27 protein-coding genes are annotated in these 24,395 nt (G+C 48.8%); 18 read left to right on the plus strand and 9 right to left on the minus strand.

Annotated elements, in window-relative coordinates; genetic code table 11:
* Positions 1 to 2: 2 nt before the first annotated feature.
* The 4 genes from MKQ68_RS07705 to MKQ68_RS07720 all read right to left on the minus strand — a co-directional run bounded on the left by MKQ68_RS07705 (position 3) and on the right by MKQ68_RS07720 (position 3,107).
* On the minus strand, positions 3 to 902 hold the full coding sequence (locus MKQ68_RS07705) for an ABC transporter ATP-binding protein (RefSeq protein ID WP_264282787.1): 900 nt from the start codon (positions 900 to 902) through the stop codon (positions 3 to 5).
* 109 nt (positions 903 to 1,011) lie between these two features.
* On the minus strand, positions 1,012 to 2,046 hold the full coding sequence (locus MKQ68_RS07710; RefSeq protein WP_244838207.1) for an endo-1,4-beta-xylanase: 1,035 nt from the start codon (positions 2,044 to 2,046) through the stop codon (positions 1,012 to 1,014).
* Positions 2,047 to 2,227: 181 nt separating this feature from the next.
* The gene (locus MKQ68_RS07715; protein ID WP_264282788.1) at positions 2,228 to 2,452 is read right to left on the minus strand and encodes a (4Fe-4S)-binding protein; all 225 of its coding nucleotides are present in this window, start codon (positions 2,450 to 2,452) and stop codon (positions 2,228 to 2,230) included.
* Between the two features lie 70 nt (positions 2,453 to 2,522).
* The gene (locus MKQ68_RS07720) at positions 2,523 to 3,107 is read right to left on the minus strand and encodes a Crp/Fnr family transcriptional regulator (RefSeq protein ID WP_264282789.1); all 585 of its coding nucleotides are present in this window, start codon (positions 3,105 to 3,107) and stop codon (positions 2,523 to 2,525) included.
* A gap of 139 nt (positions 3,108 to 3,246) precedes the next feature.
* On the opposite strand from MKQ68_RS07720, the gene MKQ68_RS07725 reads away from it, so the two are divergent.
* The 6 genes from MKQ68_RS07725 to MKQ68_RS07750 all read left to right on the plus strand — a co-directional run bounded on the left by MKQ68_RS07725 (position 3,247) and on the right by MKQ68_RS07750 (position 11,248).
* Positions 3,247 to 4,266, plus strand: a complete 1,020-nt coding sequence (locus tag MKQ68_RS07725; protein WP_264282790.1) for an Atu2307/SP_0267 family LLM class monooxygenase — start codon at positions 3,247 to 3,249, stop codon at positions 4,264 to 4,266.
* A gap of 58 nt (positions 4,267 to 4,324) precedes the next feature.
* A complete protein-coding gene (locus tag MKQ68_RS07730; RefSeq protein ID WP_244838570.1) occupies positions 4,325 to 5,140 on the plus strand; it encodes a pirin family protein in 816 nt (271 codons plus the stop codon).
* A 91-nt stretch (positions 5,141 to 5,231) separates the two neighbouring features.
* The gene (locus MKQ68_RS07735; RefSeq protein WP_264282791.1) at positions 5,232 to 6,392 is read left to right on the plus strand and encodes a TlpA disulfide reductase family protein; all 1,161 of its coding nucleotides are present in this window, start codon (positions 5,232 to 5,234) and stop codon (positions 6,390 to 6,392) included.
* 603 nt (positions 6,393 to 6,995) lie between these two features.
* On the plus strand, positions 6,996 to 8,399 hold the full coding sequence (locus MKQ68_RS07740; protein WP_264282792.1) for a C1 family peptidase: 1,404 nt from the start codon (positions 6,996 to 6,998) through the stop codon (positions 8,397 to 8,399).
* On the plus strand, positions 8,366 to 10,036 hold the full coding sequence (locus tag MKQ68_RS07745; protein ID WP_264282793.1) for a caspase family protein: 1,671 nt from the start codon (positions 8,366 to 8,368) through the stop codon (positions 10,034 to 10,036). The genes MKQ68_RS07740 and MKQ68_RS07745 overlap by 34 nt, the downstream gene beginning before the upstream one ends.
* A gap of 645 nt (positions 10,037 to 10,681) precedes the next feature.
* Complete coding sequence (locus MKQ68_RS07750; protein WP_264282794.1) at positions 10,682 to 11,248, plus strand: hypothetical protein; 567 nt, start codon at positions 10,682 to 10,684, stop codon at positions 11,246 to 11,248.
* A gap of 19 nt (positions 11,249 to 11,267) precedes the next feature.
* On the opposite strand, the gene MKQ68_RS07755 is transcribed toward MKQ68_RS07750, so the two are convergent.
* Complete coding sequence (locus MKQ68_RS07755; RefSeq protein ID WP_264282795.1) at positions 11,268 to 11,846, minus strand: YdeI/OmpD-associated family protein; 579 nt, start codon at positions 11,844 to 11,846, stop codon at positions 11,268 to 11,270.
* A gap of 43 nt (positions 11,847 to 11,889) precedes the next feature.
* Between MKQ68_RS07755 and MKQ68_RS07760 the strand changes: the two genes are divergently transcribed.
* Together MKQ68_RS07760 and MKQ68_RS07765 are read left to right on the plus strand one after the other, a co-directional pair.
* Entirely contained in the window at positions 11,890 to 12,780 is an 891-nt protein-coding gene (locus MKQ68_RS07760; RefSeq protein ID WP_264282796.1) for a Nif3-like dinuclear metal center hexameric protein, read from the plus strand.
* A 9-nt stretch (positions 12,781 to 12,789) separates the two neighbouring features.
* Complete coding sequence (locus MKQ68_RS07765) at positions 12,790 to 13,026, plus strand: GNAT family N-acetyltransferase (RefSeq protein ID WP_264282797.1); 237 nt, start codon at positions 12,790 to 12,792, stop codon at positions 13,024 to 13,026.
* Between the two features lie 68 nt (positions 13,027 to 13,094).
* Here the strand turns inward: MKQ68_RS07765 and MKQ68_RS07770 are convergent, their stop codons facing one another.
* Complete coding sequence (locus MKQ68_RS07770; RefSeq protein ID WP_264282798.1) at positions 13,095 to 13,685, minus strand: chemotaxis protein CheB; 591 nt, start codon at positions 13,683 to 13,685, stop codon at positions 13,095 to 13,097.
* 104 nt (positions 13,686 to 13,789) lie between these two features.
* Here MKQ68_RS07770 and MKQ68_RS07775 point away from each other — a divergent pair, with 104 nt between their 5' ends.
* The 5 genes from MKQ68_RS07775 to MKQ68_RS07795 all read left to right on the plus strand — a co-directional run bounded on the left by MKQ68_RS07775 (position 13,790) and on the right by MKQ68_RS07795 (position 19,070).
* Entirely contained in the window at positions 13,790 to 15,511 is a 1,722-nt protein-coding gene (locus MKQ68_RS07775; RefSeq protein ID WP_264282799.1) for an FAD/NAD(P)-binding protein, read from the plus strand.
* Between the two features lie 30 nt (positions 15,512 to 15,541).
* Positions 15,542 to 15,997, plus strand: a complete 456-nt coding sequence (locus MKQ68_RS07780) for a ferritin-like domain-containing protein (protein WP_264282800.1) — start codon at positions 15,542 to 15,544, stop codon at positions 15,995 to 15,997.
* 225 nt (positions 15,998 to 16,222) lie between these two features.
* Positions 16,223 to 17,281 carry a cell envelope integrity TolA family protein gene (locus MKQ68_RS07785; protein ID WP_264282801.1) on the plus strand — a complete coding sequence of 353 codons (1,059 nt, stop codon included), beginning with the start codon at positions 16,223 to 16,225 and terminating at the stop codon, positions 17,279 to 17,281.
* A 19-nt stretch (positions 17,282 to 17,300) separates the two neighbouring features.
* Entirely contained in the window at positions 17,301 to 17,963 is a 663-nt protein-coding gene (locus MKQ68_RS07790) for a hypothetical protein (RefSeq protein WP_264282802.1), read from the plus strand.
* A gap of 156 nt (positions 17,964 to 18,119) precedes the next feature.
* Entirely contained in the window at positions 18,120 to 19,070 is a 951-nt protein-coding gene (locus MKQ68_RS07795; RefSeq protein ID WP_264282803.1) for a winged helix-turn-helix domain-containing protein, read from the plus strand.
* Positions 19,071 to 19,078: 8 nt separating this feature from the next.
* Here MKQ68_RS07795 and MKQ68_RS07800 read toward each other — a convergent pair whose 3' ends face one another.
* Positions 19,079 to 19,531 carry a hypothetical protein gene (locus tag MKQ68_RS07800; RefSeq protein WP_264282804.1) on the minus strand — a complete coding sequence of 151 codons (453 nt, stop codon included), beginning with the start codon at positions 19,529 to 19,531 and terminating at the stop codon, positions 19,079 to 19,081.
* A gap of 184 nt (positions 19,532 to 19,715) precedes the next feature.
* Between MKQ68_RS07800 and MKQ68_RS07805 the strand changes: the two genes are divergently transcribed.
* Positions 19,716 to 20,243, plus strand: coding sequence for a hypothetical protein (locus tag MKQ68_RS07805; protein WP_264282805.1), 528 nt, complete (start codon positions 19,716 to 19,718; stop codon positions 20,241 to 20,243).
* Between the two features lie 10 nt (positions 20,244 to 20,253).
* Here MKQ68_RS07805 and pdxR read toward each other — a convergent pair whose 3' ends face one another.
* Positions 20,254 to 21,693, minus strand: a complete 1,440-nt coding sequence (gene pdxR, locus MKQ68_RS07810) for a MocR-like pyridoxine biosynthesis transcription factor PdxR (protein WP_264282806.1) — start codon at positions 21,691 to 21,693, stop codon at positions 20,254 to 20,256.
* A 77-nt stretch (positions 21,694 to 21,770) separates the two neighbouring features.
* Between pdxR and MKQ68_RS07815 the strand changes: the two genes are divergently transcribed.
* Positions 21,771 to 22,208, plus strand: a complete 438-nt coding sequence (locus MKQ68_RS07815) for a carboxymuconolactone decarboxylase family protein (RefSeq protein WP_244838160.1) — start codon at positions 21,771 to 21,773, stop codon at positions 22,206 to 22,208.
* Between the two features lie 6 nt (positions 22,209 to 22,214).
* Positions 22,215 to 22,619, plus strand: coding sequence for a GNAT family N-acetyltransferase (locus MKQ68_RS07820; protein WP_264282807.1), 405 nt, complete (start codon positions 22,215 to 22,217; stop codon positions 22,617 to 22,619).
* Positions 22,620 to 22,623: 4 nt separating this feature from the next.
* Here MKQ68_RS07820 and MKQ68_RS07825 read toward each other — a convergent pair whose 3' ends face one another.
* Positions 22,624 to 22,977 (minus strand): winged helix-turn-helix transcriptional regulator, encoded by a 354-nt coding sequence (locus tag MKQ68_RS07825; RefSeq protein WP_264282808.1) that lies wholly within the window; start codon positions 22,975 to 22,977, stop codon positions 22,624 to 22,626.
* A gap of 89 nt (positions 22,978 to 23,066) precedes the next feature.
* Between MKQ68_RS07825 and MKQ68_RS07830 the strand changes: the two genes are divergently transcribed.
* Positions 23,067 to 23,597 carry an NAD(P)H-dependent oxidoreductase gene (locus MKQ68_RS07830; RefSeq protein ID WP_264282809.1) on the plus strand — a complete coding sequence of 177 codons (531 nt, stop codon included), beginning with the start codon at positions 23,067 to 23,069 and terminating at the stop codon, positions 23,595 to 23,597.
* A 167-nt stretch (positions 23,598 to 23,764) separates the two neighbouring features.
* Positions 23,765 to 24,358, plus strand: coding sequence for a hypothetical protein (locus MKQ68_RS07835; protein WP_264282810.1), 594 nt, complete (start codon positions 23,765 to 23,767; stop codon positions 24,356 to 24,358).
* Positions 24,359 to 24,395: the final 37 nt, after the last annotated feature.

A 24,395-nucleotide genomic window follows, 5' to 3' on the forward strand; every position in this document is an offset into this window, starting at 1 on the left:
GTTTAGGGGTTGATCAGTTGCATGAAAATGGATTCGAGGTCGTTCTGAACGGTGTGGATGCCATATACGTCCATGCCGTGCTGCACCAGCTCCCGGTTGATTTGTGCCGTATGTTTGGCACTACCGGCGGGTAACAGGAGTTGCCCACTCTCGATAACGGGATGGTATGCCGCTAACAGCGCTGCCGCCTGTTGCGCATCGCCGGTGTCGAACTTGGTCATGGCAGACCGCTGCTGATAGCTGTTAAGCTCCTGCAGTCGTCCCTGGAACAACATGCGGCCATTATTGATAATGCCCACGTGCGTGGCCAGCTTTTCTATTTCGGGCAGCAGGTGGCTGGAAATAAGGATCGTCAGGCCTTGCTCCTTATTCAGTTTTTTGAGCAGTTCCCTGATTTCAATGATGCCATTGGGATCGAGGCCGTTCGTGGGTTCGTCGAGGATCAGCAGGGAAGGGGCGTGCAGCATGGCGATAGCAATACCCAGGCGTTGTTTCATGCCCAGTGAAAAGCGCCCAGCCTTCCTGGTACCGGTATGCGCCAGGCCGGTAAGTCGTAACACCTCATCGATGCGGCTTTTGGGTGACTGGTAGATCTTTCGCCATACTTCCAGGTTTTCCGTCGCAGTAAGGTGCGTGTAGATAGACGGGCTTTCGATCAGCGAGCCTGTTTTTTGCAGGATGGCGCTCCGCTGTTGCTGGAACGACTGACCGAAAAACCGGATGCTGCCCTGTTGTTTCCTCAGCAGGCCGAGTACCAACCGCAGGGTGGTGGTTTTGCCCGCTCCATTGGGTCCTAAAAAACCGTAAATGGCCCCTTGCGGCACCCGCAGGTTAATGTCCTGCAAGGCGTAACCCATACCGGGAAACTGGTGACTAAGGCCGGATGTTTCGAGGCAATACATACGTTCGTATTTGTTATGCCGCAAAAGTAACCGGCGGACGGCCGCGGTTGAAGAACGCTTGGTGTATCAGGCGGGTTTGTCTGCAAAAGGTGGGATTTGTTCTGCGAAATTATTGCGCAACCCTATAGTACGCCTTCTTAGGCTGCAGTTTTTCATCGAACAGCAAAGGGTAGTTTTTTCTTCCGCGCACCGGGAAGTTATCCAGCCAGCTCGACCGGTCAGACAAGTTCCAGAACGTAACGCCCGTGATCACATCACGGTACTGCCTGAATACCTGGAAGAACATATCATACTGATTGGCCTGTTGCTCCTCCCAGTTTTCGGGCGGTGCTGTTGCTTTGTCGTTCGTAAACACCGATACATCCAGCTCTGTCACCTGCAATTTTACGCCCAGTGACGCGTATTGTTTGATCGCCGTTTCGAGCAATTCACGTGTAGGATTCTTCACCGACCAGTGCGCCTGCAAGCCGACCGCCTGCACGGGCACATGCGCGTCCCGCAGCTTTTTGATAAGCCGGTATACTTTTTCCCGTTTTACCGGGTCCTCTGTATTATAATCATTGTAAAACAATACGGCCTCCGGGTCGGCTTCATGTGCGTACAAGAACGCCTGCGCTATAAAGTCTTCGCCGCATATCTGGTGCCACAATGAGTTGCGCAGCCATTCGCCCGGCGCATCGGAGATGGCTTCGTTCACCACATCCCAGGCATATATCTTTCCCTTGTACCGGCCCACTACGTCGAAGATGTGTTTACGCAGACGGGCTAAAAGCACTTCTTTGCTCACCAGCTGACCGGCAGCGTCGTAAAACATCCACTTTGGCGCCTGGTTATGCCAGCAGAGCGTATGGCCCCTCACTTTTAAACCGTTCGCCGTCGCAAACTGCACAATGGCGTCGGCTCCCGCCCAGTTGTACCGGCGCTCTTCCGGGTGTATGGGCTCCATCTTCATGGCATTTTCGGCCGTGAGGCTGTTGAAGTGTGTGCGGATGAATGTGGTGAGCGACGAGTCCTTCAGGTGTGCAGGCGTAATCGCTACCCCAATCGGGAAGTAAGACTTGTAATGATCTTTGAGTCCCTGTTGTGCACGGGCGGTGCCGCACAGCAGTGTGGCGGCCAGGAGTAGTCTTATGGCGGTAGTCATACGCTAATGTACAAACGTTCGGGTGTTTTTTTTAACATATTTCACCGACTTACCTACAGCTCGATTGTCGGGTATAAAATAACAACTCGGCTCCGGCTGGCGGATGATAGCTTGAAGTGTACCACGAGTTTACTCGCAAATTTATTTGCAAGCAACTTACATCAGATGCTTTAAAATAGCATCATTCGTCTTTTTCAACATCTTGCTGAACACTCAACGCCCCCGACGGACACCTCGCCACCTGCGCCACCAGTTCAGCAGTCGTCGCATGCTCCAATCGTATCCATGGGCGCGCTTTCGGATCATACACCTTCGGCAACGTCCTTACACAAACGCCGGCATGAATACAAGCTTTCGGCTTCCAGAGGATGGTTACTTCCCCGTTCGAATATTTCATTGTTTCCATAATAAGCAAAGCTATGGAACAAGGGATAAGGAGAAGACGGCATTCGTCAGGAAAACCCGTAGACAAATGTCTACTTCAAATTCCGCTGCCGCTTCACACGACTCAGCGTATCCTTATTAACACCCAAATAAGAAGCAATAATATGCTGCGGGAAACGCTCGCAGAGTTCAGGATAACATTCCACAAAATCAAGGTAACGTTTGTCTGCCGTGGAGCTGATCGCGGACGTCAGGCGACGGTTGTTCGCCATCATATTACGCTCGTCCAGCTTCATTTTCATTTCCCGGAAGGCAGGTACTTTATTTTGAAGTTCCAGCGTGCCTTCCATGGTGATGTACAGTAACTCGCAATGCTCCCAGGCATCGATGTGGTAGCGGCTAGGGGTGAGCATCACAAAACTTTCCCGGTCACCCATCCACCAGTCTTCCACGCCGAGCCGCACAATGTGTTCTATCCCTTTGTCATCTACCGTATACATCCGCATGGCACCTTTCACGATAAATGCGAAGTATTTGCAGCGGTCTCCCGCCTGTAACAGGAATTGTTTTTTCCGGAGTTTAAAGGGCGTGAAGGTCTGGATGATCAATGCTTTCTCCTCTTCTGTCAGCGGTTCAGCACTAAATTTCTTCAGGTAGTCAAAAAAGGCCTGGTACATGGGGACAAATATAAGGGTTAAAGCACACTCTTGCCAGCGGGGGATTTCATCGACAAATGTCTACGTTTTTTATATACAAATATCATCTTCCAGGTGGCGCGGGATGCGGAAATTTGCGCTATTAAACACAGGAGAGGATATGGAAATAGGGATACATAGTTTTGCTTCCGCCATGTATGGCAGCAATGAGCTGAGCAGTGTGGATGCCATGGAACAGTTACTCGACAGGATCGTTCGTGCAGACGAGGCCGGGCTGGACGTTTTCGGCATAGGGGAACATCATAAAAAGGAGTTCCTGGACGCGGTTCCTTCGGTGATACTGGCCGCCGCCGCTGCCCGCACGAAAAAGATCAAGCTGGTCAGCGCCGTGACGGTACTGAGTACCTCCGACCCCGTACGCGTATTTCAACAATTTGCGACACTGGACATCATTTCCAAAGGCCGCGCGGGCATCATCGCCGGCCGTGGTTCTGCAACGGAAGCCTTTCCGCTGTTCGGATATAACCTGAGTGATTACGATGCCCTGTTCGAGGAAAAACTGAAGTTATTGCTGCAGGTGCGGGATGAGGAGTTTGTCACCTGGTCGGGTAAGTTCCGGCCGGCCCTAAGGAATCAGCCCGTGTATCCGCGCCCGTTGCAAGCCAAACTGCCCGTATGGGTTGGCGCCGGCGGTTCCCCGGAATCGTTCGTTCGTGCCGGTAGGCTGGGATTACCATTGATGGTGGCCGTGATCGGCGGCGAAACCGCCAGCTTCGCCCCGCTGATCGATCTTTACAGGAGAGCCGGGAAAGAAGCCGGTTTCAGCCCCGATCAATTGAAAGTAGGACTGCATTCGCCCGGCTATGTTGGTGAAACCGACGAGTCAGCCATTGCAGATTACTTCCCCGGCTATAGGGAATCATGGAGTAAGATAGGCCGTGAACGCGGCTGGCCGCCAGTGACAAGAACGCAATTTGATGCCATGGTGGCGCCGAAAGGTGTACTCGTGGTCGGCGGACCCGAAACCGTCGTCGCCAAACTGCAACGGCATAGTAAAGCACTCGGAGGCATCGACCTCTTTTCCTTCCAGATGGATATTGCCGGTCTTACGCACGAACAGCTGATGCGTTCTATTGAGCTGATCGGCTCCAAAGTCATCCCACAAATCAATCAATCATGAAAAAGAGTAGTAGTTTTTCCACCCACGGCAAACGGGCAGATATTGGCGACCTCGAAATATACCGCCTGTTACCGAACAGGTACGCAAACGCCGTAGGCCCTTCGTATTCCTCGACCACGTTGCGCCCAAGGTTCAGGAGAAGATCAATAAGAGAGGTACCGGCGCGCACCCGCACCGCGGCATCGCCACTTTAACTTACGTGCTGAATGGTGAGGACGAGCATTTTGATAGTGCCGGCAACTACGCCATGGTACATTCCGGCGGCGTACAGTGGATGAAGGCCGGCAACGGCATCATTCACGACGAAACCCTGAATTACGACTCGCAAACCAATTCTAAATTGATCCACGCTTTCCAGTTCTGGATCAACCTGCCTTCGAAAATCAAAGCCGAATCTCCGGGGTATCTGGCGATCGAAGGCAATGAAGTACCGTTTAAAACACTGCCCGATGCGAACGGCTGGATCAAAGTAATCGTGGGTACGTTCGAAGAGTTGAAATCGGCCATCCCCGACTATTCCGGGCAGTTCCTGTATCATATCCATCTCGAAGCAGGCGCAGTTTTCAACATCGGGTTTGAGGAACAAATCGAAGTAGCCGCATATCTGCCGACCGCGTCCGCAACGATCAATGACGAAAGTTTCAATGCAGGTGACTTTGTAGAATTTGACAGGAAGGAGGGAAGTATGGAGATCCGGAACCTTAACAGTGATGCTTGTGATGTGCTGTTGTTTGGTGGTGAGCGTTACAGCGAGCCCATTGTGGCAGAAGGCCCTTTCGTGATGAACGCCGAGATCGAAATCGGAGAGGCTTACCGGGATTTTTATGGCGGGAAGTATGGGAAGATTGATTATGAGGGGCAGCGGGCGAAATAAACGAAAGCGCACGGTTACACGTAAACTTATCTTCCTCAAGATTGTCACCGTGCGCCCATTTTTTGTTAGCTTTAGGGAAATATCACGTTATATGTTCCGCATCACTTTCCTGCTCCTTTTATCATCTGCATCCGCATTCGCCCAACAACCTTATACTATCGAAGGCACGCTTAAAAACGTACCCGATGGTGCCGTGATCTCCCTCATGCGCAACGAGGGCAACCTGCTGAGCGAAATCGCGAAAGATACCGTAAAAGGCGGAAAGTTTCGCTTCGACGGCTCCGTTGATGCACTCACCTCCCTGGGCCTTTCCGGCCGGTCATCAGGCTTTCCTTCCATGTGGCTCGATCTATGGGTGAAACCAGGCAGCCAGGTAAAGGTTACGGGCAATCGCACGCACCTGAAGACCTGGACAGTAAAAAGTGACATCCCCGAACAAAAAGACCAGCAAAGATTCATGTCCCGCAGTAAAGCACTGCTCGATCAATACCAGGAATTATCCGTGCAGGAAAGTGCCCTGTTTGAAAAACGTGGAAAGGTAGATAAGTCTGAACACCCCGCTATCAGGAAAAGTATAGATTCTATACGTAAACTGCAGGAGCCCATCCAGGATGCGATCAACAGGAATGAACTCAGCCTGCTGGAATCCACCTCACAACATGGCACTTACTGGATGAAGATATTGAAAGAACGCGCCCGCTTCTCTAAATACAGCAGCGATACCACCTTGCTTTTCCGCACCAAGGCCATCTACCACGCATTGAGCGAGCAAGAAAAAAGCAGCTATAACGGCGCCGAGATCCGCAATCTTCTCTATCCTCCTACAGTAGTAAAAGTAGGCGAGAAAATAGCCGACACCGAGCTTAAAGACCTTCAGGGCAACACCCATTCGCTGGCCGAATACAAAGGTAAATACCTGCTCATCGATTTCTGGAGCATCGGTTGCGGCCCCTGCATCGCCGCTATGCCCGAACTTAAAAAGCTACACGAAAGCGCTCCCGCCAACCTGGCTGTGATCAGCCTCAGTGTAGACGAACGCACCGAGACCTGGAAAAAAGCCTCCGACAAGTTCCAGTTGAACTGGATCAACCTGAGCGACGGCAAAGGCATGACTGGGCTGGCGGCGAATTATGGTGTGACGGGTATACCGCATTATGTAATCATTTCACCGGACGGGGTGCTGCTGGATTCGTGGGTGGGGTATAGTGAGGGGGCGTTGGAGAAGAGAGTGGGGAAGTTTTTGGGGAGATAGGAAAAAGATAGTTGCCTGACGTCAGTTAAAAGAGCGAGGCCTGCCGAACAGGAGGCCTCTTTATTTGTTGACGTGAACGAGTTTTTATATGGTTCGTGTGATGCTGCCTGTATTGATCTATTTCCCCCCTCGCCACTACAGATTTTCCCCAGGGTTGTCTCATGTTAGAGATGTTTAATTTAATATGCTTTGATAATGTGCTCGACAAACGCTTAGCTTTTTTAGTCGTTTAGAAACGGCTATACTTTAATTGAAAAGCATTACTATTGAATACCGATTTACATAATGACAATGAGAATTCAACACTTGGTTAAAGTGTGACTATGGTGACAAGGGCGTATTAGGCTCCCGGAAAATGACCAACCTTATTCCGATATGCAAAAGTACTCGCTAGGGGTACTATTGGGCTCCCCAGTATATGGCTCTTTGAGTGCACTCGTAATACCAATAGTTTTTGGGCTATTCTATAAAATGTAACCTTAATGGACTTACGGCGCTCTACTCTTGTTTAGCTTTAGGAATAGTCAATTGTGTTGAATAGATTTTCTTGTCATTTATCCTATGGAAAGTATCCGGATGTTCATCTATAATAAAAGGCATTGCATGAAATTTATTTTGACATTGGTACTATCGTTGTTAGTCTGGCGCGCCCAGGGGCAAGATTATGGTTTGGGTGACAAAACAACGCAAGCGGAATTAAACAGATTGCCCCTTTCTAAAGAAATTTCAAGTAAGGAGATATTGCCCACTTCTTACACGTTAAAAAGGTATACGCTTCCCCCCGACAACCAAGGGCCTAGATCCACTTGTGCGGCCAGGGCGGTAGCTGCAGCCAGATCAATTCTCTACGCCTATGCACGAGGGTTTACAAATAGCGATAGTTTGAGGAAATACAAATTCTGTCCGGAATATTTATATTATAAGATTAAGAAACCGAACGACAGTGGTTGTATAAAAGGTGCGTCTGTTACGAAAGCGCTGGATGTTGTGAAGAAAACAGGAATCGTATTGAGAAGCCAGGGCTTAGGTGATTGTCCCCCGTATGTGGATAGTAATTCCGCAAAGCAGGCGGGCCGTTATAAATTAAAAGCGGATTCTCTCTTAAGCGATAAAGGGGCCGCTTTGAGTGCCACAACGATACTGAAGATAAAAAGGGCGCTTAAGCGAAACAATCCTGTGGTGATTTCAATGAGGTTTTATGAATCATTTCGTAAAGTTGGGCGCGATGGATTTTGGGCGTATTCACCTACCGAATCACTCGGTGATACCCTCCACCATGCGATGTGTATTGTTGGGTACGACGACTTTAAAAAGAATGGGTCATTTGAGGTGATTAACAGCTGGGGCAGCGGTTGGGGTAACAATGGTTATTGCTGGCTTACCTATGAACAACTGCTGCAACATGTGCGCTATGCCATTGAGGTGATCGACTATAACGCTAATGCGGAGATTATTACCGGAAAGATAGAACTGTTATTGCCGGATAATAGTCCGTTAAATTTTCGCTTAAAACAGCCGGGCAATAATGAGACGGATACCCGGCTTGGGAATGCCGTTCGATACGAGATGTTAGACACCTTTCCAACCGGGATCACGTTTAAGATGAAGCTCGGTCTTACCGCTAATGGTTATGTATACCTGTTTTCAAGAAAGAAAGATGATTCTTTTTCGTTGGTTTATCCCTCTCAAAAAACTACGCCGGCAACATTCAATTCTGCTAACCAATCTTGTACACTGCCTTCTAAAGGAAGCTTTCATGTAAATGAGCATAATAGCGAAGAACTCTGCGTTATATTTTCGAAGGATATCCTGGATGTAGACCGATTGCTAGATTGCGCTAATACCAACAGGATGGGCCTGCAGGAGGCGCTGCAGGAAATATGTGGTGTTCCGCCAGAGCAAATTAATGACGCCTTTTTTGACATGCAAAATATGCAGTTTAAAACACCAAAACACCGTCGCTATTTCCTGATTTGTTATTCATTCAATATAAATACGATGCTATGAGGTATTTATTAATCTTATTAACGACACTATTATCTATATCAGTTGCATACGGCCAACCAGTAAAAAATACACCTGAAGTTACCTGGATTAGCCCTAAGACAGTGCAATCCAACACAACTGCCGATAAGTTGAGTGTAGAGGTCTGCGTTAAAAGCAGTACCAAACTCAAGGATGTAAAACTGTACCTGAACGATAAAGAAGTAAAGCCTAAAACGTTAGATACCGTACCGGACGTTGTATCTGTACGTCCCAATAGCTGCAACAAGCTAGTAAAAGAGGTGTTGGTGTTGTCGAAAGGCGCCAACTACCTTAAATTGGTCGCTACGAATGAAGCTGGTGCTACCACGCAAACCTATACGGTAAGGTATAGCCAGCCGAGGATTAGTGTTGTAGACGCACCTAAGCCGGAACGAAGGAAGGCTCTGGTAATCGGCAATGCGCGCTACGCATCCCAGGCGTATATTCCCAATTGTTATAATGATGCCGATTCGATTGAACATATCTTTAAGAAATTGAATTTTACAGTGGTCAAAAAGATGGACCTTTCCATGCAATCATTTTTGCAGACCCTCGATTCTTTTTGCGTGGACATTGATCAATACGACGCCGTAGTCGTCTATTACAGCGGACATGGATTCGAAGTGAACGGGTTTAATTGTATGTTCCCGGTAGATGCCACGGTAGCCGACTTGCCAAATTTATTAGGTCAGTATAGTATCACCAGCGATCCCAGTAACCCGATCATGCAACGTTTTTTTGCAAATGGCGTAAAAAAGACAATTTTTATTTTGGACGCCTGTAGAGACAATCCGTTAAGCGATGCGCTTAAAGATGATGGGTATGGCAAACACCTAAAGTCAGCTCATTTCGATAAAAAGACCTTTTTAATCGACAGTAGTGATCGTACGAGGATGCGAATTGAAAAGGACAATGGGGTTAGTGCCCCAGCCGGCTGCCTGATAGCGTATGCGACCGTTGCGGGAATGAAAGCGGAATCTGTTTCCCGGAATAGCGGACGTAACAGTCCATACACCGCAGCGCTTTTAAAAAATTTGAAACGACAAGGACTGCCAGTCATCGACATGCTGAAAGAAGTGCAGCGTACGTTGAAAAATACCCGGCTACTTGAACAGGATTGTTCCTTTTATTACAGCCTACCGGAGGATTTTACGTTTAATATGATAGATACCTCCTTATATGCTAGTAGAAATGGCGTATTGATGAATTATACAGACGAGCGGGATAAAAAGTATTGCGGTGTATACAGGAGCATATCGATAGATACGGAAGCCATGGAGGACACCGTAAGTGGCTTGCAATTTCACCTCGATTTTGAAGTGAATGGTATGCGGGGAGATGGGCGTGTGTATATAGAGTTTTATGACGAGCAGGGGCTACCGCTGAAAGACTTTAATCAGGCCTGGACGGACGGGAATATACGGTTGAGGTCGGAATTTTCCACCAACAACTATAGTTACTCAAATAGTGATCTTAGCCGCGACCTGTTTTTGTCTTATGCCAGTTTTGATCCGGCGTTGAAGGGGCAAACAGTGCATTATGTTATCACAGCGAGCGCGAATGACTATATAAAACTAAAAACGAAATTGCGGCCTTTAGTGTTGCCAGTTTGGAAATAGAAGTTTTGGAATTTAAAGCGTTAATACGGACATCTCCGAAATTTCAATCTAAACAGAAAGTCAGCCTATTCCGGTTGGCTTTCTGTTTAATTGTTTTAATCCCTCTACTAGGCGTCAGCTCTTTGTTTAAATAAACAAGTCGCCCATGCCACCCTCATGAGCAGATATTGAGACTCGAAATACACCGCCGGATACTTCCCTCAATAGCAGGCGGGTGGTCAGCATAAGATCATCCCCCATGTGGATGGCCGAAGTTCTTTAGTTTTTTGGTTTCCCATATTTTTCGGCGGCCAGGGCTGATGGGGATGATGTATATGGGGTGCGCGGGTGGCATCTCCTTGCCCTTTGAAAAGTCGTATTTTCCTTATTCGAGTTGCACGTATCAGGTTTTTGATTTATATTCGACATAAAGGAATTTACCCCACTTTGCCGCCTCAATACCTGTTATGAAAGGATTTGTATCCACACTCAGCACATTCGTAGTCTTATACTGTGTATTAATTGGGATACTTTACGCGATTCCTGAATTGCAGCCAGGTTTAAATTTCCAACGCTCGCTTTTACGCGGAGAGGTGTTGGTACCTGTAACCGCTATTTACATACTGTTATTTTATCTTGTTTCTTACTACCTAAAAAAGCAGAAGTATGATAAAAAGAAGTCTTAGCACTATCATATTATCGCTACTTTTCCTAGCTAGGCCAGCTGCCGCTCAGGGCATAATGGATGAAATGATGGCTGTCCCTGGAACAGTTGTTTCATTTTTTTCGGGCTTAATAAAAAAGGGAGAAAGTCTCGCCACGTATCAGGATAAGAAAAGCTTCCTGAAGATTAGTTCTTCCATTTATTCAAAAACAGGCAAAGTGATTAAACGGAAACAACAAGTGCTGGCGGCGTTGAAAGACTCATCTGCCACACGCCAGCAGCTTACGCGGGATGTTGACAAATGGATGTCAACTATGCGTGATCTTATAGAGATAGTTGATAAGAGCAACGATATCGGCGAATCGGTAGGGACAGATGCCATTAATCAGTTAAATCAATTAACGGCCGATCTAAATGGGAAAATGGCCTATCTGGAGTCTGGAAAGCTTGTTAACCATACCGACCGTGCTGAGGCTGCAGTGAAATTGCAAGAAAGTATAGATGTTCTTTCGAAAGGGCATAGTCAATTGAAGGTGTTTATTGATAGTTTGAGGAAGAGTATTGAATAGAGAAGGCGACATGCCCCCCTCAATGAAACCTCTCCCCCCGCTCCAGCTTCCCAATAATCACCAACATCCTCTTCTCCCGCGTCTCCGCCTTCTTCGCCGTCTGCAACCGCCAGTTAATCGCAAAAAGATTGGTCTTATTCAGCGTCTTAAAAAAGGCGTAAGCCACCTTGTTCTTCTTTAACAGCGCAATAAAATCAGCAGGCGTCTCGCTGCTGGACGGTGGGTCGTAGGCAGCAGCCCAGCGGCCGTCTGCCTTGGCTTCTTCGATGGCTTTGTGCCCGGCGGCCTGCATCCTCCCGGCTTCGGTCAGCCGGGCTACATGATCAATGTTGACTTTCGACCAAAGGCTTTTGGGGCGGCGGGGGCAGAAGCGCTGCAGGTATGACTGATCATCATGTTTATTGGCCTGTCCGTCGATCCAGCCGTAACAGAGGGCTACGTCCAATGCGCCGGCGCGGTCCAGGGATTTAACGCCGGAATCTTTCTTATAGAGTTGCAGCCAAACGCCCGATACTTCCTGGTTTTTCTTTAACCAGGTTTCGAATGCTTTTGCTGTCGTAAAAAACTTTATTTCCTCTCCGTTTTTTGCTGTTGCCATAAGGTAAATTTAATGAATTATCTTACGGGTACAATCAATTCACATGTACCCTGAATTCAACCACTCAATTCCACGGAGAAAGTTCATTGGTGACCTCAGCAAAACTGCAGCGGGACTGGCAGTCCTGGGCTGGCAGCCGGGGCATTTATCGCTAACAGTACAGCAGGTGATGGACCTGGTCCTGAAAGAAGGCAACCTCTCACGAATCGCCGACACGGTCGATACGCTGAAAACCGGGCACGCCGCGCAGCCTGTCACGGGTATCATCACCACGATGTTCCCCACGATCAATGTCATACAGGAAGCGATTAAACATAAGGCAAACTTCATCATCGCGCATGAACCTGCGTTTTACAACCATAAAGACGATAAAGGGTGGGTGAAGGACAACGGGGTGCTCCGGCAAAAGCTGGCGATGATCGACAAACACCAGATAGTTATCTGGCGCTTCCATGACTACTGTCACGCTTTACAGCCAGATGCGGTGAGCTATGGTGTGGCCCGAAAGGCAGGGTGGGAGCGGTACTACAAAACAGGACAACTGTCGCTGACAATCCCTGCTATCTCCTTAAAGCAATTGGCGCAGCACCTTAAAACGTCATTAGGTATCTCGCAGGTCCGGGTTATTGGCGACCTGGCCCAGTCTTGTACACGTATTGCTTTGATGCCGGGCGCCTGGGGCGGACAGCGGCAGGTTAATGCGGTGGAAACGGAAAAGCCGGATGTCCTGATCGTCGGCGAATTGTCAGAATGGGAAACGGCCGAGTATATCCGCGACGCTAACCTGCTGGGGCAAAAGAAAGGGCTGATCGTTCTGGGGCATAGTGTAAGCGAGGAGCCGGGCATGGAATATTTCGCGGAGTGGCTGCGGCCTAAACTGCCTGGTATCAAGGTTACACATGTCTCCTCTAATGATCCTTTCACCTGGTTGTAACAACATAACATGTCAAATAGAACTTTCGACCCTTTTCCTTTGCTAACGACGCAAAGACTTACGCTCAGGCAGCTCCGCATTGATGATGACACGGCAATTTTCACATTGCGTGCGGATGAGGAAGTAGGGAAATACCTCAACCGGCAACCAGCCACCACTATTCATGATGCAAGAAATTTCATAAGCAGGATCAACGAAAACGCAGCTAAGGGCAACGCTGTACATTGGGCGATTACGTTGACTTAAACAGACTTGTTGATCGGCACCATTTGTCTGTTCAACTTTTCTGACAACAACGAAAAGTGCGAGATCGGCTACGAACTGCTGCCAGGTTCCCTGACCTTCTCCACGATCTTTCTGCGGATGTCGCCGGGCTTCAATACATAATCGGGATGATCATTGGCGATCAGCGTATGAGGCATCCTCGGAAATGCCGCTGTTTCCGGGTCCTGGACGATAACAATGCCACCGGCTTTCTCTATGGCGTAGGCGCCTGAAAGTCCGTCGGTGCCGGAACCGGAAAGGATAATGCCGATAGACTTTTCTTTCGCATGCTCCGCAAGACTGTGGAATAGTACATCTATACTATGGTTCACGATATCTTCCGGTGACCGTTCTTCGATCATCACCAGCCGGTCCCTGACTTTCAGTTGGTGGCCGTAAGCCGGTACGTATACAGTCCCGGGTTCCAGGTACTCCGTGGTTTCCACTGCCACAACCTTGATATCTGCCCGCCGTTCCAGGATATGCGCCAGGTTACTTTCTACATTCCTGAGGATGTGATGCATCACAATAATCGCTGCCGGCAAATCTTTAGGTAGCTGGCTGATGATTTCCACCAAGGGCTCCAGGCCACCGGCAGAGCAGCCGATAGCAATCACATAAAAGTCTGACTCGTTGATCATAAAAAGTACGGGTTCCTTACAATCCAGGGAATTGACAACATGTATGCCACTCGCATGTATGGCTGGGCACGTTATTTGGAATACTGAAGCCTCAAATCCTTTTTGTGTATAAAGATCACACCCCGAATTTGGCGATCATCGGTGGAGGGCCTGGTGGCCTGTTCATGTTTAAACGACTACTGGAGCAAGATGAAAAGAATTGGACGATTACCATTTTCGAAAAGAATGACTGCCTGGGTGCAGGAATGCCTTACAGTAAAGACGGCGCCTGCCTGGAGCATGTGACCAACGTATCCGGCAACGAGATCCCGGAAATCGTAGTAGGGTTGGCAGATTGGGTCAAAACACAGCCTGCCGCATTCCTGAAAAGTTACGGTATAGACGCAGATAAGTTTCACGAATACAAGGTCGTGCCACGGCTGCTGTTTGGCGCTTATCTCAGCGACCAGTTTAAACGCCTGAAACAACGTGCCGTCGATGCAGGCATCAAGGTGACTTGCCACTTCGGGACGGAGGTGACGGACATTATCGACGAGCCGGAAGGCCGCACAGTTACGGTTTGTACGGCGGATAAGTCTTATACGTTTGACAGTGTCATTATTGCTACAGGGCATTTCTGGCCGCGGATACATGAAAACGAGGTAAAGGGATACTTCGACTCACCGTATCCGCCTTCCAAGCTCGATTTTACGGTGAATGGCCCGGTGGCGATCAAAGGTGCGTCGCTCACCGCTATAGATGCTATTCGTACGTTGGCCCGCAACCACGGACACTTCCAATCCAATGATGACGGCCGGTTGCAGTATACGCTGAAAACGGATCATCCGGACTTTAATATCGTTATGCATTCGCGCAATGGCTTGTTACCTGCGGTACGGTTTCACCTGGAAGATAGTACGATGGGACGGAGTACGGTGTTGACGCGCGACGAGGTGGTGGCCAACCAGGAAGAAAACGGTGGTTTTCTGTCGCTGGACTATGTCTTCGAAAAGACCTTCAAAGCGCCACTCCGTGAGCGCCATCCGGCGTTTTACCAGGAAATCCACGATATGGGGATCGAAGCATTTGTCGACAGGATGATGACGATGCGCGAAAATATTCCTCCGTTCGATCTGTTTAAGGCGGAATATGTGGAGGCGGAAAAATCCATCCGCAGGCAACAACCCGTACACTGGAAGGAAATGCTGGCGGTACTGAGCTTTACGATGAACTTCCCCGCTAAATATTTTTCGGCAGAAGATATGTTACGCCTGCAAAAAACACTGATGCCGCTCATCTCATTGGTGATCGCTTTTGTACCACAAAGTTCAGCTGCCGAAATGATCGCACTTTATGAGGCAGGAATATTGCAGTTACAAAGTGTCGGTGATAATAGCCACGTAGAACCGCAGCAGGAGGGAGGTGTTATTTACTCCATTTGGGATGATGCGGGCGAAGAACGCAACACTTCGTACCCGTATTTCATCGATTGTACAGGCCAGCCGCATCTGAAATTCGAGGACTTTCCGTTCAAAGGTCTTCACAGTGGCAGTATCAGTCCTGCAAAAGTGAAGTTTGCGGACCAGGCAAAAGGCGAAGCGGCGTATAAGGATGGGGATCCCAGGGTGAGTAAGGATGCCGCAGGCAATTACTACCTCAGTGTGGGTGGGATCGCGATCAACGATCATTTCCAGATTGTGGATCAGTATAATGCTTATAACGAGCGCATTTACGTGATGGCTGTACCCTTTATGAGCGGATTTAACCCGGACTACTCAGGACTCGATTTTTGTGAAGCCGCGTCGGCAGCCATTGCAACAGCGCTGTGTATATCCGCGACAAAGTAATTTTTCCATTAACCATATAACAAAACAATCATGAGTATTACATCCAAAACAATCGGAACCCTGAATGATCTCATCGAACTGAATAATGACCGCATCGCCGGTTTTGAAAAAGCGATGTCAGACATTAACCAGGAAAATGTGGACCTGAAAGAGTTATTTCAAAAGTTTGCCGCTGACAGCCGCAAATTCTCACAGGAACTGACAGCCATTGTTGCTACCCAGGGTGGCGAGCCTGAAACGGGCAATTCTGCGTCCGGCACCTTACACCGTGTGTGGATCGACGTAAAGGCGATCTTCGGTGGCTCCGACCGCAAAAGTATTCTCGCCGAAGCAGAGCGTGGTGAAGACGCGATTAAAAAGGCTTACCAGGATGCGTTGATCGACGGCGAATTGTCCGGAAATGCATTAGAAACGGTGCGGGAGCAATCCACTGCCATCACTGCAGGCCACGATGCGATCAAGGCGCTGCGGGATGCGCATAAATAAGTCTGCGACACATGACATCCGGGCTCCTAAGCCTGGGAACTATTTAAATGACGAAAGGGGCAGTGTTGTACGCTGCCCTTTTCGTTATTGGGGCCTGGCTGATTGCCGGCTTCCAGGTTAAAGGTGAATAACCCGTGGTTAAACCCCGACTTTCAGCAACATACCAGCTGTACTAAATTCCTGCCCCGGTTAAAAAAACACTATATTCGATCTACAAAATCACCTATGTTAAAAACCACGGCCGTTTTCCTTATACTGCTGCTCTTTTCTGCAACCAGCTACGTTTCAGCCCAATCTCACATTGGTACCACCGGTTCTTTCTGCAGGTATGCCAAAAATAGTCTTCGGGATAGAAATATCTACAGGGAGGGCCATACCCAATGCCCCGCCTGTGATCTGGAAGACGAAAAAGAAGAGGTTGCCAGAAGAGCGGAGGATAAACGCCGGCAGGATGTGAAAAATGCTGCAATCGCCGCACAGCGGCTGGCAGAAAAAAAGGCACAGGAAGAACTTCTGAAAAAGAAGCGGGAAGCAGATAAGGGCGTAACTGAAGTCGCTGTAACCATGCCCGCTGATAAAAAAACGGTAAATAATGCTGTAGCTGCCAGTCCTGCAGTGGGGGACGGGATGTTAGCCGGTTACTTTTATGACGAAGCAGCCACAAATAACCAGTCGCTCGGCCACATGATCTTCCATATAAACCAGGGCGAAAGAAACAACCAGACGTATAAATTATACAGTGATGTCAATTATTTCGTACTGAACAACAAACGGATACTCGATAACAATGAATTTAAAGCGTGCATAGGGGTCAGGAGGTTGTCGGATAAAGACCAGGGTAATGCGTATCAATTTCCAGCCGGCGTCGGTATCGTTATTTTAAATGAAATCAACGGGGAGCACGTGATTGCAGACCTGGTAGACGTTACGGGAAAGAGGTTGCTGAAAGACGACAATATATCCACGATCGTTCATTTTTACGGCGACTACTTTATCCTGCTGGAAGGGAAGGTTTTTACCCCCGGCAGTTATCCTCATGCTTCTTTCCAGTTTGACGATGGCGTGATATATAATTATAAAACAAAACAACGGCATCCACTGGCCCGGTACAGTGAAACCCGGGTGAGCGTTGGATGGCATGTGAATGCGACTTATCTCCCCAAAAACAAACTCCGTGATAAATCTACTTATAACGCCTTTTTGGAAGTGCACACAGGCTGGAATACCTCTTCGATATATTATATCACCAATGAGGGCAAAGTAGCATCCGATGCTATTCATTAGAAATTTAAAACACGGAAAGTTGAAACATTTTCTTTTTCTCCCGATACTGCTGATCAATATTGTTACCGTACAGGCGCAAAAGTTAGCCTACGAGCGGGCAGACTATTACTCAAAGGCGTTAAGCGGCTATCAGCTGGCGGGCAGCAACGGCTCTTATACGATCCAGGGTGTGAAGTATTCATTCGCCTTTCCTGAAGCCAGTTTCAGGATCACCTTCTATAACCAGATGGCTGCGCTCGCCACTTACTATAGTACGGGAAATAAGGAGATGCTTGTCCTTGTTGATAGCATCGACATGGCCAAAGTAAAAGGAATTACCTACCATAAAGTGGGCGACGAAGTGGTGGACGTCAGACTACACTTAAAAGGCAGCGCGCCGGCTTTCTTCCGGGAGATTTTAGATGGGAAGGAAATATCCCGCACAAAAGTGGATGTAGTTCATAGCTATGTGAAGAAAGGTCCTGCATTAAGTGAATTTGTTACCACACTTTACAAGCTGTGTTTCGAAATGCAGGTAGCACAGGGTTTAATTACGCAGGCAGAAGCGGATGCACAAAACCGGGACCGGAACATAACGCCGGAAACTTTTATTACCAGGTATCCAAACTCTATTTTCAACATGGAGGCAAAACAGTTGATAGAAGCGAGGGCAAGGGCGGCAGGAAATAATCGCAATAACTGATTAAATAGCGAAGGACCAGGTTTTACGGCCTTTTCACCACTTAGCTGATGCCAGTTCCTTCAAAAACGGGAGCGAGGTTTATTTGATATGCCGAAATTACTTTGGTATCTTTCTACCCGGTATTGCATGTAAACTTTCTAATTAATCCTTGATATTATGCGACTGCGGCAAAATCCCCTCTCCGGAAAACGCAAGTACCTGTTCGGGTCTTTGCTATGCCTGTTTGTGGCTGTCATCTGCGTGGCTTTCACGATGGAAAGCGATGATGATTTTGGTATCGCCAGGAGAGAGGTGTTACTTCGCAGGATCGGGCACGAACTGCTTCTGCTTTCCGGGGACAGCACCTCCAGGGTGCTCCCGGTAGAAAAGATCGCGGAAAATGAGTACCAGGTAAAGTTTGAAAACGCGTTTACATTCGCACCCGCATCCCTGATAAGCACCACCCGCCGCGTACTGGCCCAGGACCCGCTGACCGGTAATTACGTTGTTAACGTCCTCAATGCTGGCACTTCCAGCGTCACCTACGCATATGCTGTTTCCAGGAATGAGAAGAATGATATTGTAACGTGTGTAGGCAGGCAGCAACCCCGGGCACATTATATGATCAACTTTAAGTTTGAGCCTACGACCACAAATACCGCCAAAACCGGATTCTTACTGGGCAGCCTGCCGTTCCTGGCGCTCGTTGGATTTGTCTTTTTGCGTCCCGATAAGCCACGAAGAGATTTACCCGGGGAGCAGGAGCCTGTAGCCGCTTTACCTGTGGATAGCGCACCTGTACCCGCAGACATTCCACAAACAAGTGGGATCACCTTAGGCTCAGTACTGTTTGACGCCAACGGCCGCAAGCTGTTAGTAGATGAAAAGACAATAGACCTCACACTAACCGAAACCCGTGTCCTGGCGATTTTTGCATCGGCTCCCAATGAAATTATCGAGAGAAGCCGGCTGCAGAAAGAGATTTGGGAGGATGAAGGGGTGATTGTCGGCCGCAGCCTGGATATGTTTATCTCCAAACTGAGGAAAAAACTGGAGGCCGACCCGGCCATCAGGATTGTGGTGGTACGTGGGAAAGGGTATAGGCTTGAAATTGGCGCTGTGAAATAATTAGTAAGCTATTCCTTTGGGACCCTCATCGGAAAGATAAACAACTTCCCCTTCTTACGATACTCCCTCATCGTATTCAGTAGCCATTTAGAGTGGTGAGCGAAGTCTGCGTCGTTATACCGGGAATAAAGTTCAAATCCCTGCCCGCCTTTGTCTACGATCACATAGGAGTAAACATCACCTTTTTTACCCGTTCCCCATAACAGGCTATCCCTCGTCTGATAAAACGGAAACCCAAAGTAATCAGCAACATGTTTTTTGAATTGATCATCCTTCCAGATATCATCTTCGAAGGGCCTGAAGAGGGGATAGGTCGCAAAAACATATTTCCCGTTCGAATATCTGTCATCTTCCCCCGTCAGATTGTCGCCCGCTATTAACTTAAATCCCTTGGGAAAAGATATTTGTCCAAATGTATTCGCAGTATAAAACAGGAAAAGAAAGCAGAAAAGGTATTTCATCGGGAAGTTTGATAGGTGAAGGCGAATGTAGAAAGAATATTTCAGTACATGGCTCAGCAGAGTAAGGATTTTGCTATGATGCAGATTGTCAATAGTTTATTTACAATGTTTACATAGAAAAATTACAATCCTTTTGCTTCAGGCTGAAAGGATCAGGGTAGATTGCTGTATCAAACTTTAAACTATGAAAAAAGTTATCTATCCACTGATTTTGGCGCTGCTCGTAGTCAGCGGCCTCGTGTTCGCCAATCGCGAAACAGAAAAAGAAGCACCTAAAAAGGCAGCTGCACAACCACTTACGGAAGCCGAACTGAGGGCAGCCAGGCAACAATGGGAGGCTACCCCCGGTGGTATAGCCTACAAAAATTGGAAAGCATCTCCCGAAGGTAAAAAAGTGCTCGCTGCTTCCGCGAAGATCCAGCGGTGTAATAAGGGGTATTCCGATCTGGAGGCGGTGATCACCTCACTTTCTCTGCCGGCGGGCTCACGCTTAGGTTTCGGGGTAATGGCCAGCATTGATGGTGAAGATTATATCCTGAGGTTTGACGATGATCCCCAGCAGCTACGTAGCCTGAAAGTGAATGACGTAATCATGATAAAACCACACAGCGTATCGCATGCGCCTAAGTATGCCTATCCGATAGTAGCGGGTGAACAGGTGGAACGGGATGGAAAAATCCTTTATAAGCATCTCCCCTGGAAAGGTTGTTAATAGCGTAATGTTATGATGGGAGGGAGTTTAGAAATTTGTTTATCTCCCCAAAATTCAGCGACGCAAACCCAAGCCGCATATGGTTCAAATCGCCCTCATCAAACAGCATATGACGATGAAAGGAAATCCCCTGCTGCTGCAGCCGCTCGCCGATAGCGCGCACCGGAAGCAGTTCCGGAAATTTCATCCATACCGACATGCCGCCGTCTGGCACCCGGTACGAGATGATGTTGCCCAGGTGCTGGTCTAGCAGCCGGCAGAGGTAGTCCCGCCGCTCCTTGTACAACTTATTCGCTTTCCGGGTATGCCGGGCGATTTCGCCCTGCTCGAATAAGTTAGCCACGGCGTTTTCCAGCAGGATGTCGCTGCGGATGTCGACCATCTTACGGAAGTGTTGTACAGCGCCGATCAGGTCCTCCGTACCGGCGATAAATCCCAGTCGCAGGGAGGCTGACAGGCTCTTGGACAGGCTGCCGATATACACCACGCGGCCCTGGTGATGGTAGCTGGCCATTGGCAGATGCGGGGCGGAGGCGTAATGATAATCGTAGTCGTAATCATCTTCTATGATGATGAAATTATATTGCTCCGACAAGGCCAGCAGCTTCATGCGCCTTTCCGGCGAAAGGGTCACCGTGGTAGGGTAGTGGTGATGCGGGATCACGTACACCGCTTTCACTTTTTTTCGTTTGCAGATGGCGCCGATCTTATCTACGTTGATGCCATGTTCATCCACCGGTACTGTTGTCACGCGCGCCCCGTTGGACGTGAAGGCCTGGTTTGCCAGGCTGTATCCCGGGGCGCCTGCCAGTACTACATCGCCGGGGGAGAGTAAGGCTTTACTCACTAAATAGATGCCCATCTGCCCACCGTTTGTTACGTAAATATTGGGTGCTGACAAATGTATACCTCTCGAATCTGCCAGGTGTGCGGCCAACGCGCGGGCCAGTCTCGATGAGCCTGCGGAGGTTCCATGATTTAACTTTTTCAGTTGATGCGGGCGGTCGGTCAGCGCCCGTAACTCGCGCAACAGGGGCTTGTATGGAGCGATGCGCGGATCTGGCAGGCCATCGTCCAGGAAGAGACCCTGTAACTTCCCTGCAGGCGGCAGGATGTTTGAAAAATGCAGCGGTACCGGCAACTTTGCCGGGTATTTGGGTGCGGTGGCTTTTTTAACGGCAACCTTTGTGATGGGCATGTCCGGGTTCACATAGTAGCCGCTTTTATTCTTTGAAGAGATCCATCCCTGGTGGATCAGCTCTTCGTAGGCCGCAGTCACCGTTTTGCGATGCAGTTGCAGCAGTTCCGCCAGCAAACGCGAGCTGGGTAGTTTGGTGCCGGGCGGTATCAAACCTTTGTTGATCAGGTGGTGTAAACCGGCAGCAAGTTGCTCGTAGCGTGGCTTTTTACCCTTCGCATCGATTTTGAGGAGCGATTTGTATGGCAGCATCTGGACTATTTGTGATCTGGTATCTGGTCCCCTAAAGTAGTCCAATTCCTGTTTACATTCGCCTAAAAAGATAGCAGATGACGAAACGGAAATTATTGGGAGATACGGATCCCGCAGCCTACGACACCATGCTCGCATTTGAACGGTACCTGGCGAAAACATCTTTAAGTAAGATACATGCAGAGCTGATTAAAATCCGTGTATCGCAGATCAACGGCTGCTCGTTCTGCATCGACAAGCACGTAAAGGACGCCCTGAAGATCGGGGAAGATCCGCGTCGCTTGTTTGTGTTATCAGCCTGGAAAGAAACTCCCTTCTTTTCAAAGGAAGAACGTGCCATTCTCGCCTTAGCGGACGCGATGACGCTGATCGCACAGCAGGGCGTGCCGGACGAAATCTACAACAACGCGCTCGACGTACTTGGACAAACTTACCTTACCGAAGTAATGATGGCCATCGTGGCCATGAACGCCTGGAACCGCATAGGCATCACCACCGGTCGCGAACCCCAATAAAAGCATATGAACACCAACATCATTTACAAAACAGGCGTATTTCCCACCATCCATCAAATCATCGACCTATATGCAAATGCCGGTCTAAAAAGGCCCGTAGCCGACATCGCCAGGATGGAAAAGATGTACGCTCATTCCAACCTTATAGTTACCGCCTTGGACAACGACGTGCTGGTGGGCATTTCCAGGGCTATGACGGATTATAGTTACTGGTGTTACCTGGCAGACCTGGCCGTGAATACCCGCTATCAGAAACGGGGAATAGGCAGGCAGCTCATCGCGCACACGAAGGCGGCCGCCGGGGAGGAGTGTATGTTGCTGCTATTGTCGGCACCGACGGCCATGACTTACTATCCGCAGATAGGATTGCGGCATTTGCAGAATGCGTTTGGGGTCGATAGAGAAAAATAGGGCATTACAACTGCTTATGCTTCTCCCCCCATATTTCCAACTGCTGGATCACCGGCTTCAGATCATACCCGATCTCCGTGAGTTCATACTCCACCCGCGGCGGCACCTCCGCATATACCGTACGTTTCACGATCTTGCTCTCCTCCAGCTTTCGCAGTTGTAACGTAAGCATACGCTCCGTAATGGTCGGTAACAACTTCCGCAGTTCGCCAAACCTAAGCTTGCCATTCATGAGCCAGGAACAGATCACCAGCGACCATTGCCCGCCAATGATATTGGATGCATATACCTCCGGGCACTCGTCCATCAGTGCCTGTTTGTTCGCGAAGTTGGTAGAGCTTTCCTTTATTTTAGACATTACTTACATTTTTTATAGTACCCTACAATCGGTAGCTAATGTACCAAATAAACGGTGGCCCCTTTAATTTTGTTGTTAAAACAGGTAAGATGAAAACATTGGTGATTGTAGCACATCCGGATATCGAAAATTCAACCGTTAATAAAAGATGGGTAGCAGCACTGCAGCAGTACCCCGACCTATATACCGTGCATCCCCTCTACCAGGTGTACCCGGACGAAAAGATAGACGTACTGGCAGAGCAACAACTGGTCGAGCAACACGATCGTATCGTCTTTCAATTTCCGTATTATTGGTTTAATTGTCCCCCCTTACTAAAGAAGTGGCTGGAGGATGTGATGTTACACGGCTGGGCATACGGCAGTAAAAGCGGCTACAAAATGGGCGGAAAGAAGATTGCATTGGCCGTGTCCGCTGGCGTTGACGAGGAAGAATATCAGCATGGAGAAAAGTATAAATACACCCTGGAAGAACTTTTACGCCCATTCGAGTTGACCTTCGAATATGTAAAGGCGGATTACCGGCCCTTTTTCGCCTTTTACGGACTGGAGTTTAATGTTTCGGAGGAATATGTGGAGCAGAGCGTACCGAAGTATTTGGCGTTTTTACAGTCGTTCTGACAATACGACCCGACCGTCACGCAACCGTCACCCGACCATCACTGAACCATCGGATGGGTAATCTGACCCTTCCCGAAATCCAACTTTGCCCGAAAGTGTATCTTTTCTGCGCGAAAAGGTCTCATTGATCCGCCGTTTTGACCCTCATATTTGCAGGAAAAAAGCATATGATCCAGGAACAATTTAACGCCATCTGCTCCGGTGCCCGCGGCAAGTTCGGCAAACAGATCGTGTCCTATTTCCGGTACGGGAGGCAAATCATCGCAAAGGCCCCGCGCAAACGTCCTGGCAGGGGCACCGACGCGCAGGAACGTACGAAGGCAAACTTCCGGGACGGGGCCGTATGGTCTGCCAGGGTACGCAAGTCGCAGGAGCTGCATGCCATTTATAAAGCCGGCAGGCATGGCGCCCTGAACGCGCATAATCTCGCTATTTCCGACTTCCTGCAAGCCCCTGTGATCCATCACGTGGAGATCGGGGATACGGGCATCGTGGTAACGGCTACGGATAACTTTAGAGTGGCGGGTGTGACCGTGCAGCTGTACAATCGTAACGGGCAGTTGATAGAAAGTGGGAAAGCCCTGGCCAGTGGAAATGATACCTGGTTGTACGAGCCTGTTAAGGAGCAGCTGGATGGCTGTCGTATTGTGGTGTCCGTAAAGGATTTGCCGGGCAACGAGGCGGTGAGGGAGATGGTGTGGAGGGGGAGAAGGTGGAGTATGAAGTGGCGGGGGATATGCCGTTGGAAGCGTGCAACGTAGCTAAAGACTGCATTCAGAAAAAAATTGTAAACTTACG

Source organism: Chitinophaga horti (assembly GCF_022867795.2).
Taxonomy (GTDB): Bacteria; Bacteroidota; Bacteroidia; order Chitinophagales; family Chitinophagaceae; genus Chitinophaga; species Chitinophaga horti.

Excerpts from the sequence above, each read along its gene's own strand:
- MKQ68_RS07760 (WP_264282796.1), top strand. The coding sequence starts at position 11,890 with ATGTACCCTGAATTCAACCACTCAATTCCACGGAGAAAGTTCATTGGT.
- MKQ68_RS07835 (WP_264282810.1), top strand. The coding sequence starts at position 23,765 with ATGATCCAGGAACAATTTAACGCCATCTGCTCCGGTGCCCGCGGCAAG.
- MKQ68_RS07800 (WP_264282804.1), bottom strand. The coding sequence starts at position 19,531 with ATGAAATACCTTTTCTGCTTTCTTTTCCTGTTTTATACTGCGAATACA.
- MKQ68_RS07770 (WP_264282798.1), bottom strand. The coding sequence starts at position 13,685 with ATGATCAACGAGTCAGACTTTTATGTGATTGCTATCGGCTGCTCTGCC.
- MKQ68_RS07725 (WP_264282790.1), top strand. The coding sequence starts at position 3,247 with ATGGAAATAGGGATACATAGTTTTGCTTCCGCCATGTATGGCAGCAAT.
- MKQ68_RS07805 (WP_264282805.1), top strand. The coding sequence starts at position 19,716 with ATGAAAAAAGTTATCTATCCACTGATTTTGGCGCTGCTCGTAGTCAGC.
- MKQ68_RS07705 (WP_264282787.1), bottom strand. The coding sequence starts at position 902 with ATGTATTGCCTCGAAACATCCGGCCTTAGTCACCAGTTTCCCGGTATG.
- MKQ68_RS07795 (WP_264282803.1), top strand. The coding sequence starts at position 18,120 with ATGCGACTGCGGCAAAATCCCCTCTCCGGAAAACGCAAGTACCTGTTC.
- MKQ68_RS07820 (WP_264282807.1), top strand. The coding sequence starts at position 22,215 with ATGAACACCAACATCATTTACAAAACAGGCGTATTTCCCACCATCCAT.
- MKQ68_RS07750 (WP_264282794.1), top strand. The coding sequence starts at position 10,682 with ATGATAAAAAGAAGTCTTAGCACTATCATATTATCGCTACTTTTCCTA.
- MKQ68_RS07785 (WP_264282801.1), top strand. The coding sequence starts at position 16,223 with ATGTTAAAAACCACGGCCGTTTTCCTTATACTGCTGCTCTTTTCTGCA.
- pdxR (WP_264282806.1), bottom strand. The coding sequence starts at position 21,693 with ATGCTGCCATACAAATCGCTCCTCAAAATCGATGCGAAGGGTAAAAAG.
- MKQ68_RS07720 (WP_264282789.1), bottom strand. The coding sequence starts at position 3,107 with ATGTACCAGGCCTTTTTTGACTACCTGAAGAAATTTAGTGCTGAACCG.
- MKQ68_RS07715 (WP_264282788.1), bottom strand. The coding sequence starts at position 2,452 with ATGGAAACAATGAAATATTCGAACGGGGAAGTAACCATCCTCTGGAAG.
- MKQ68_RS07765 (WP_264282797.1), top strand. The coding sequence starts at position 12,790 with ATGTCAAATAGAACTTTCGACCCTTTTCCTTTGCTAACGACGCAAAGA.
- MKQ68_RS07735 (WP_264282791.1), top strand. The coding sequence starts at position 5,232 with ATGTTCCGCATCACTTTCCTGCTCCTTTTATCATCTGCATCCGCATTC.
- MKQ68_RS07740 (WP_264282792.1), top strand. The coding sequence starts at position 6,996 with ATGAAATTTATTTTGACATTGGTACTATCGTTGTTAGTCTGGCGCGCC.
- MKQ68_RS07830 (WP_264282809.1), top strand. The coding sequence starts at position 23,067 with ATGAAAACATTGGTGATTGTAGCACATCCGGATATCGAAAATTCAACC.
- MKQ68_RS07780 (WP_264282800.1), top strand. The coding sequence starts at position 15,542 with ATGAGTATTACATCCAAAACAATCGGAACCCTGAATGATCTCATCGAA.
- MKQ68_RS07710 (WP_244838207.1), bottom strand. The coding sequence starts at position 2,046 with ATGACTACCGCCATAAGACTACTCCTGGCCGCCACACTGCTGTGCGGC.
- MKQ68_RS07825 (WP_264282808.1), bottom strand. The coding sequence starts at position 22,977 with ATGTCTAAAATAAAGGAAAGCTCTACCAACTTCGCGAACAAACAGGCA.
- MKQ68_RS07755 (WP_264282795.1), bottom strand. The coding sequence starts at position 11,846 with ATGGCAACAGCAAAAAACGGAGAGGAAATAAAGTTTTTTACGACAGCA.
- MKQ68_RS07815 (WP_244838160.1), top strand. The coding sequence starts at position 21,771 with ATGACGAAACGGAAATTATTGGGAGATACGGATCCCGCAGCCTACGAC.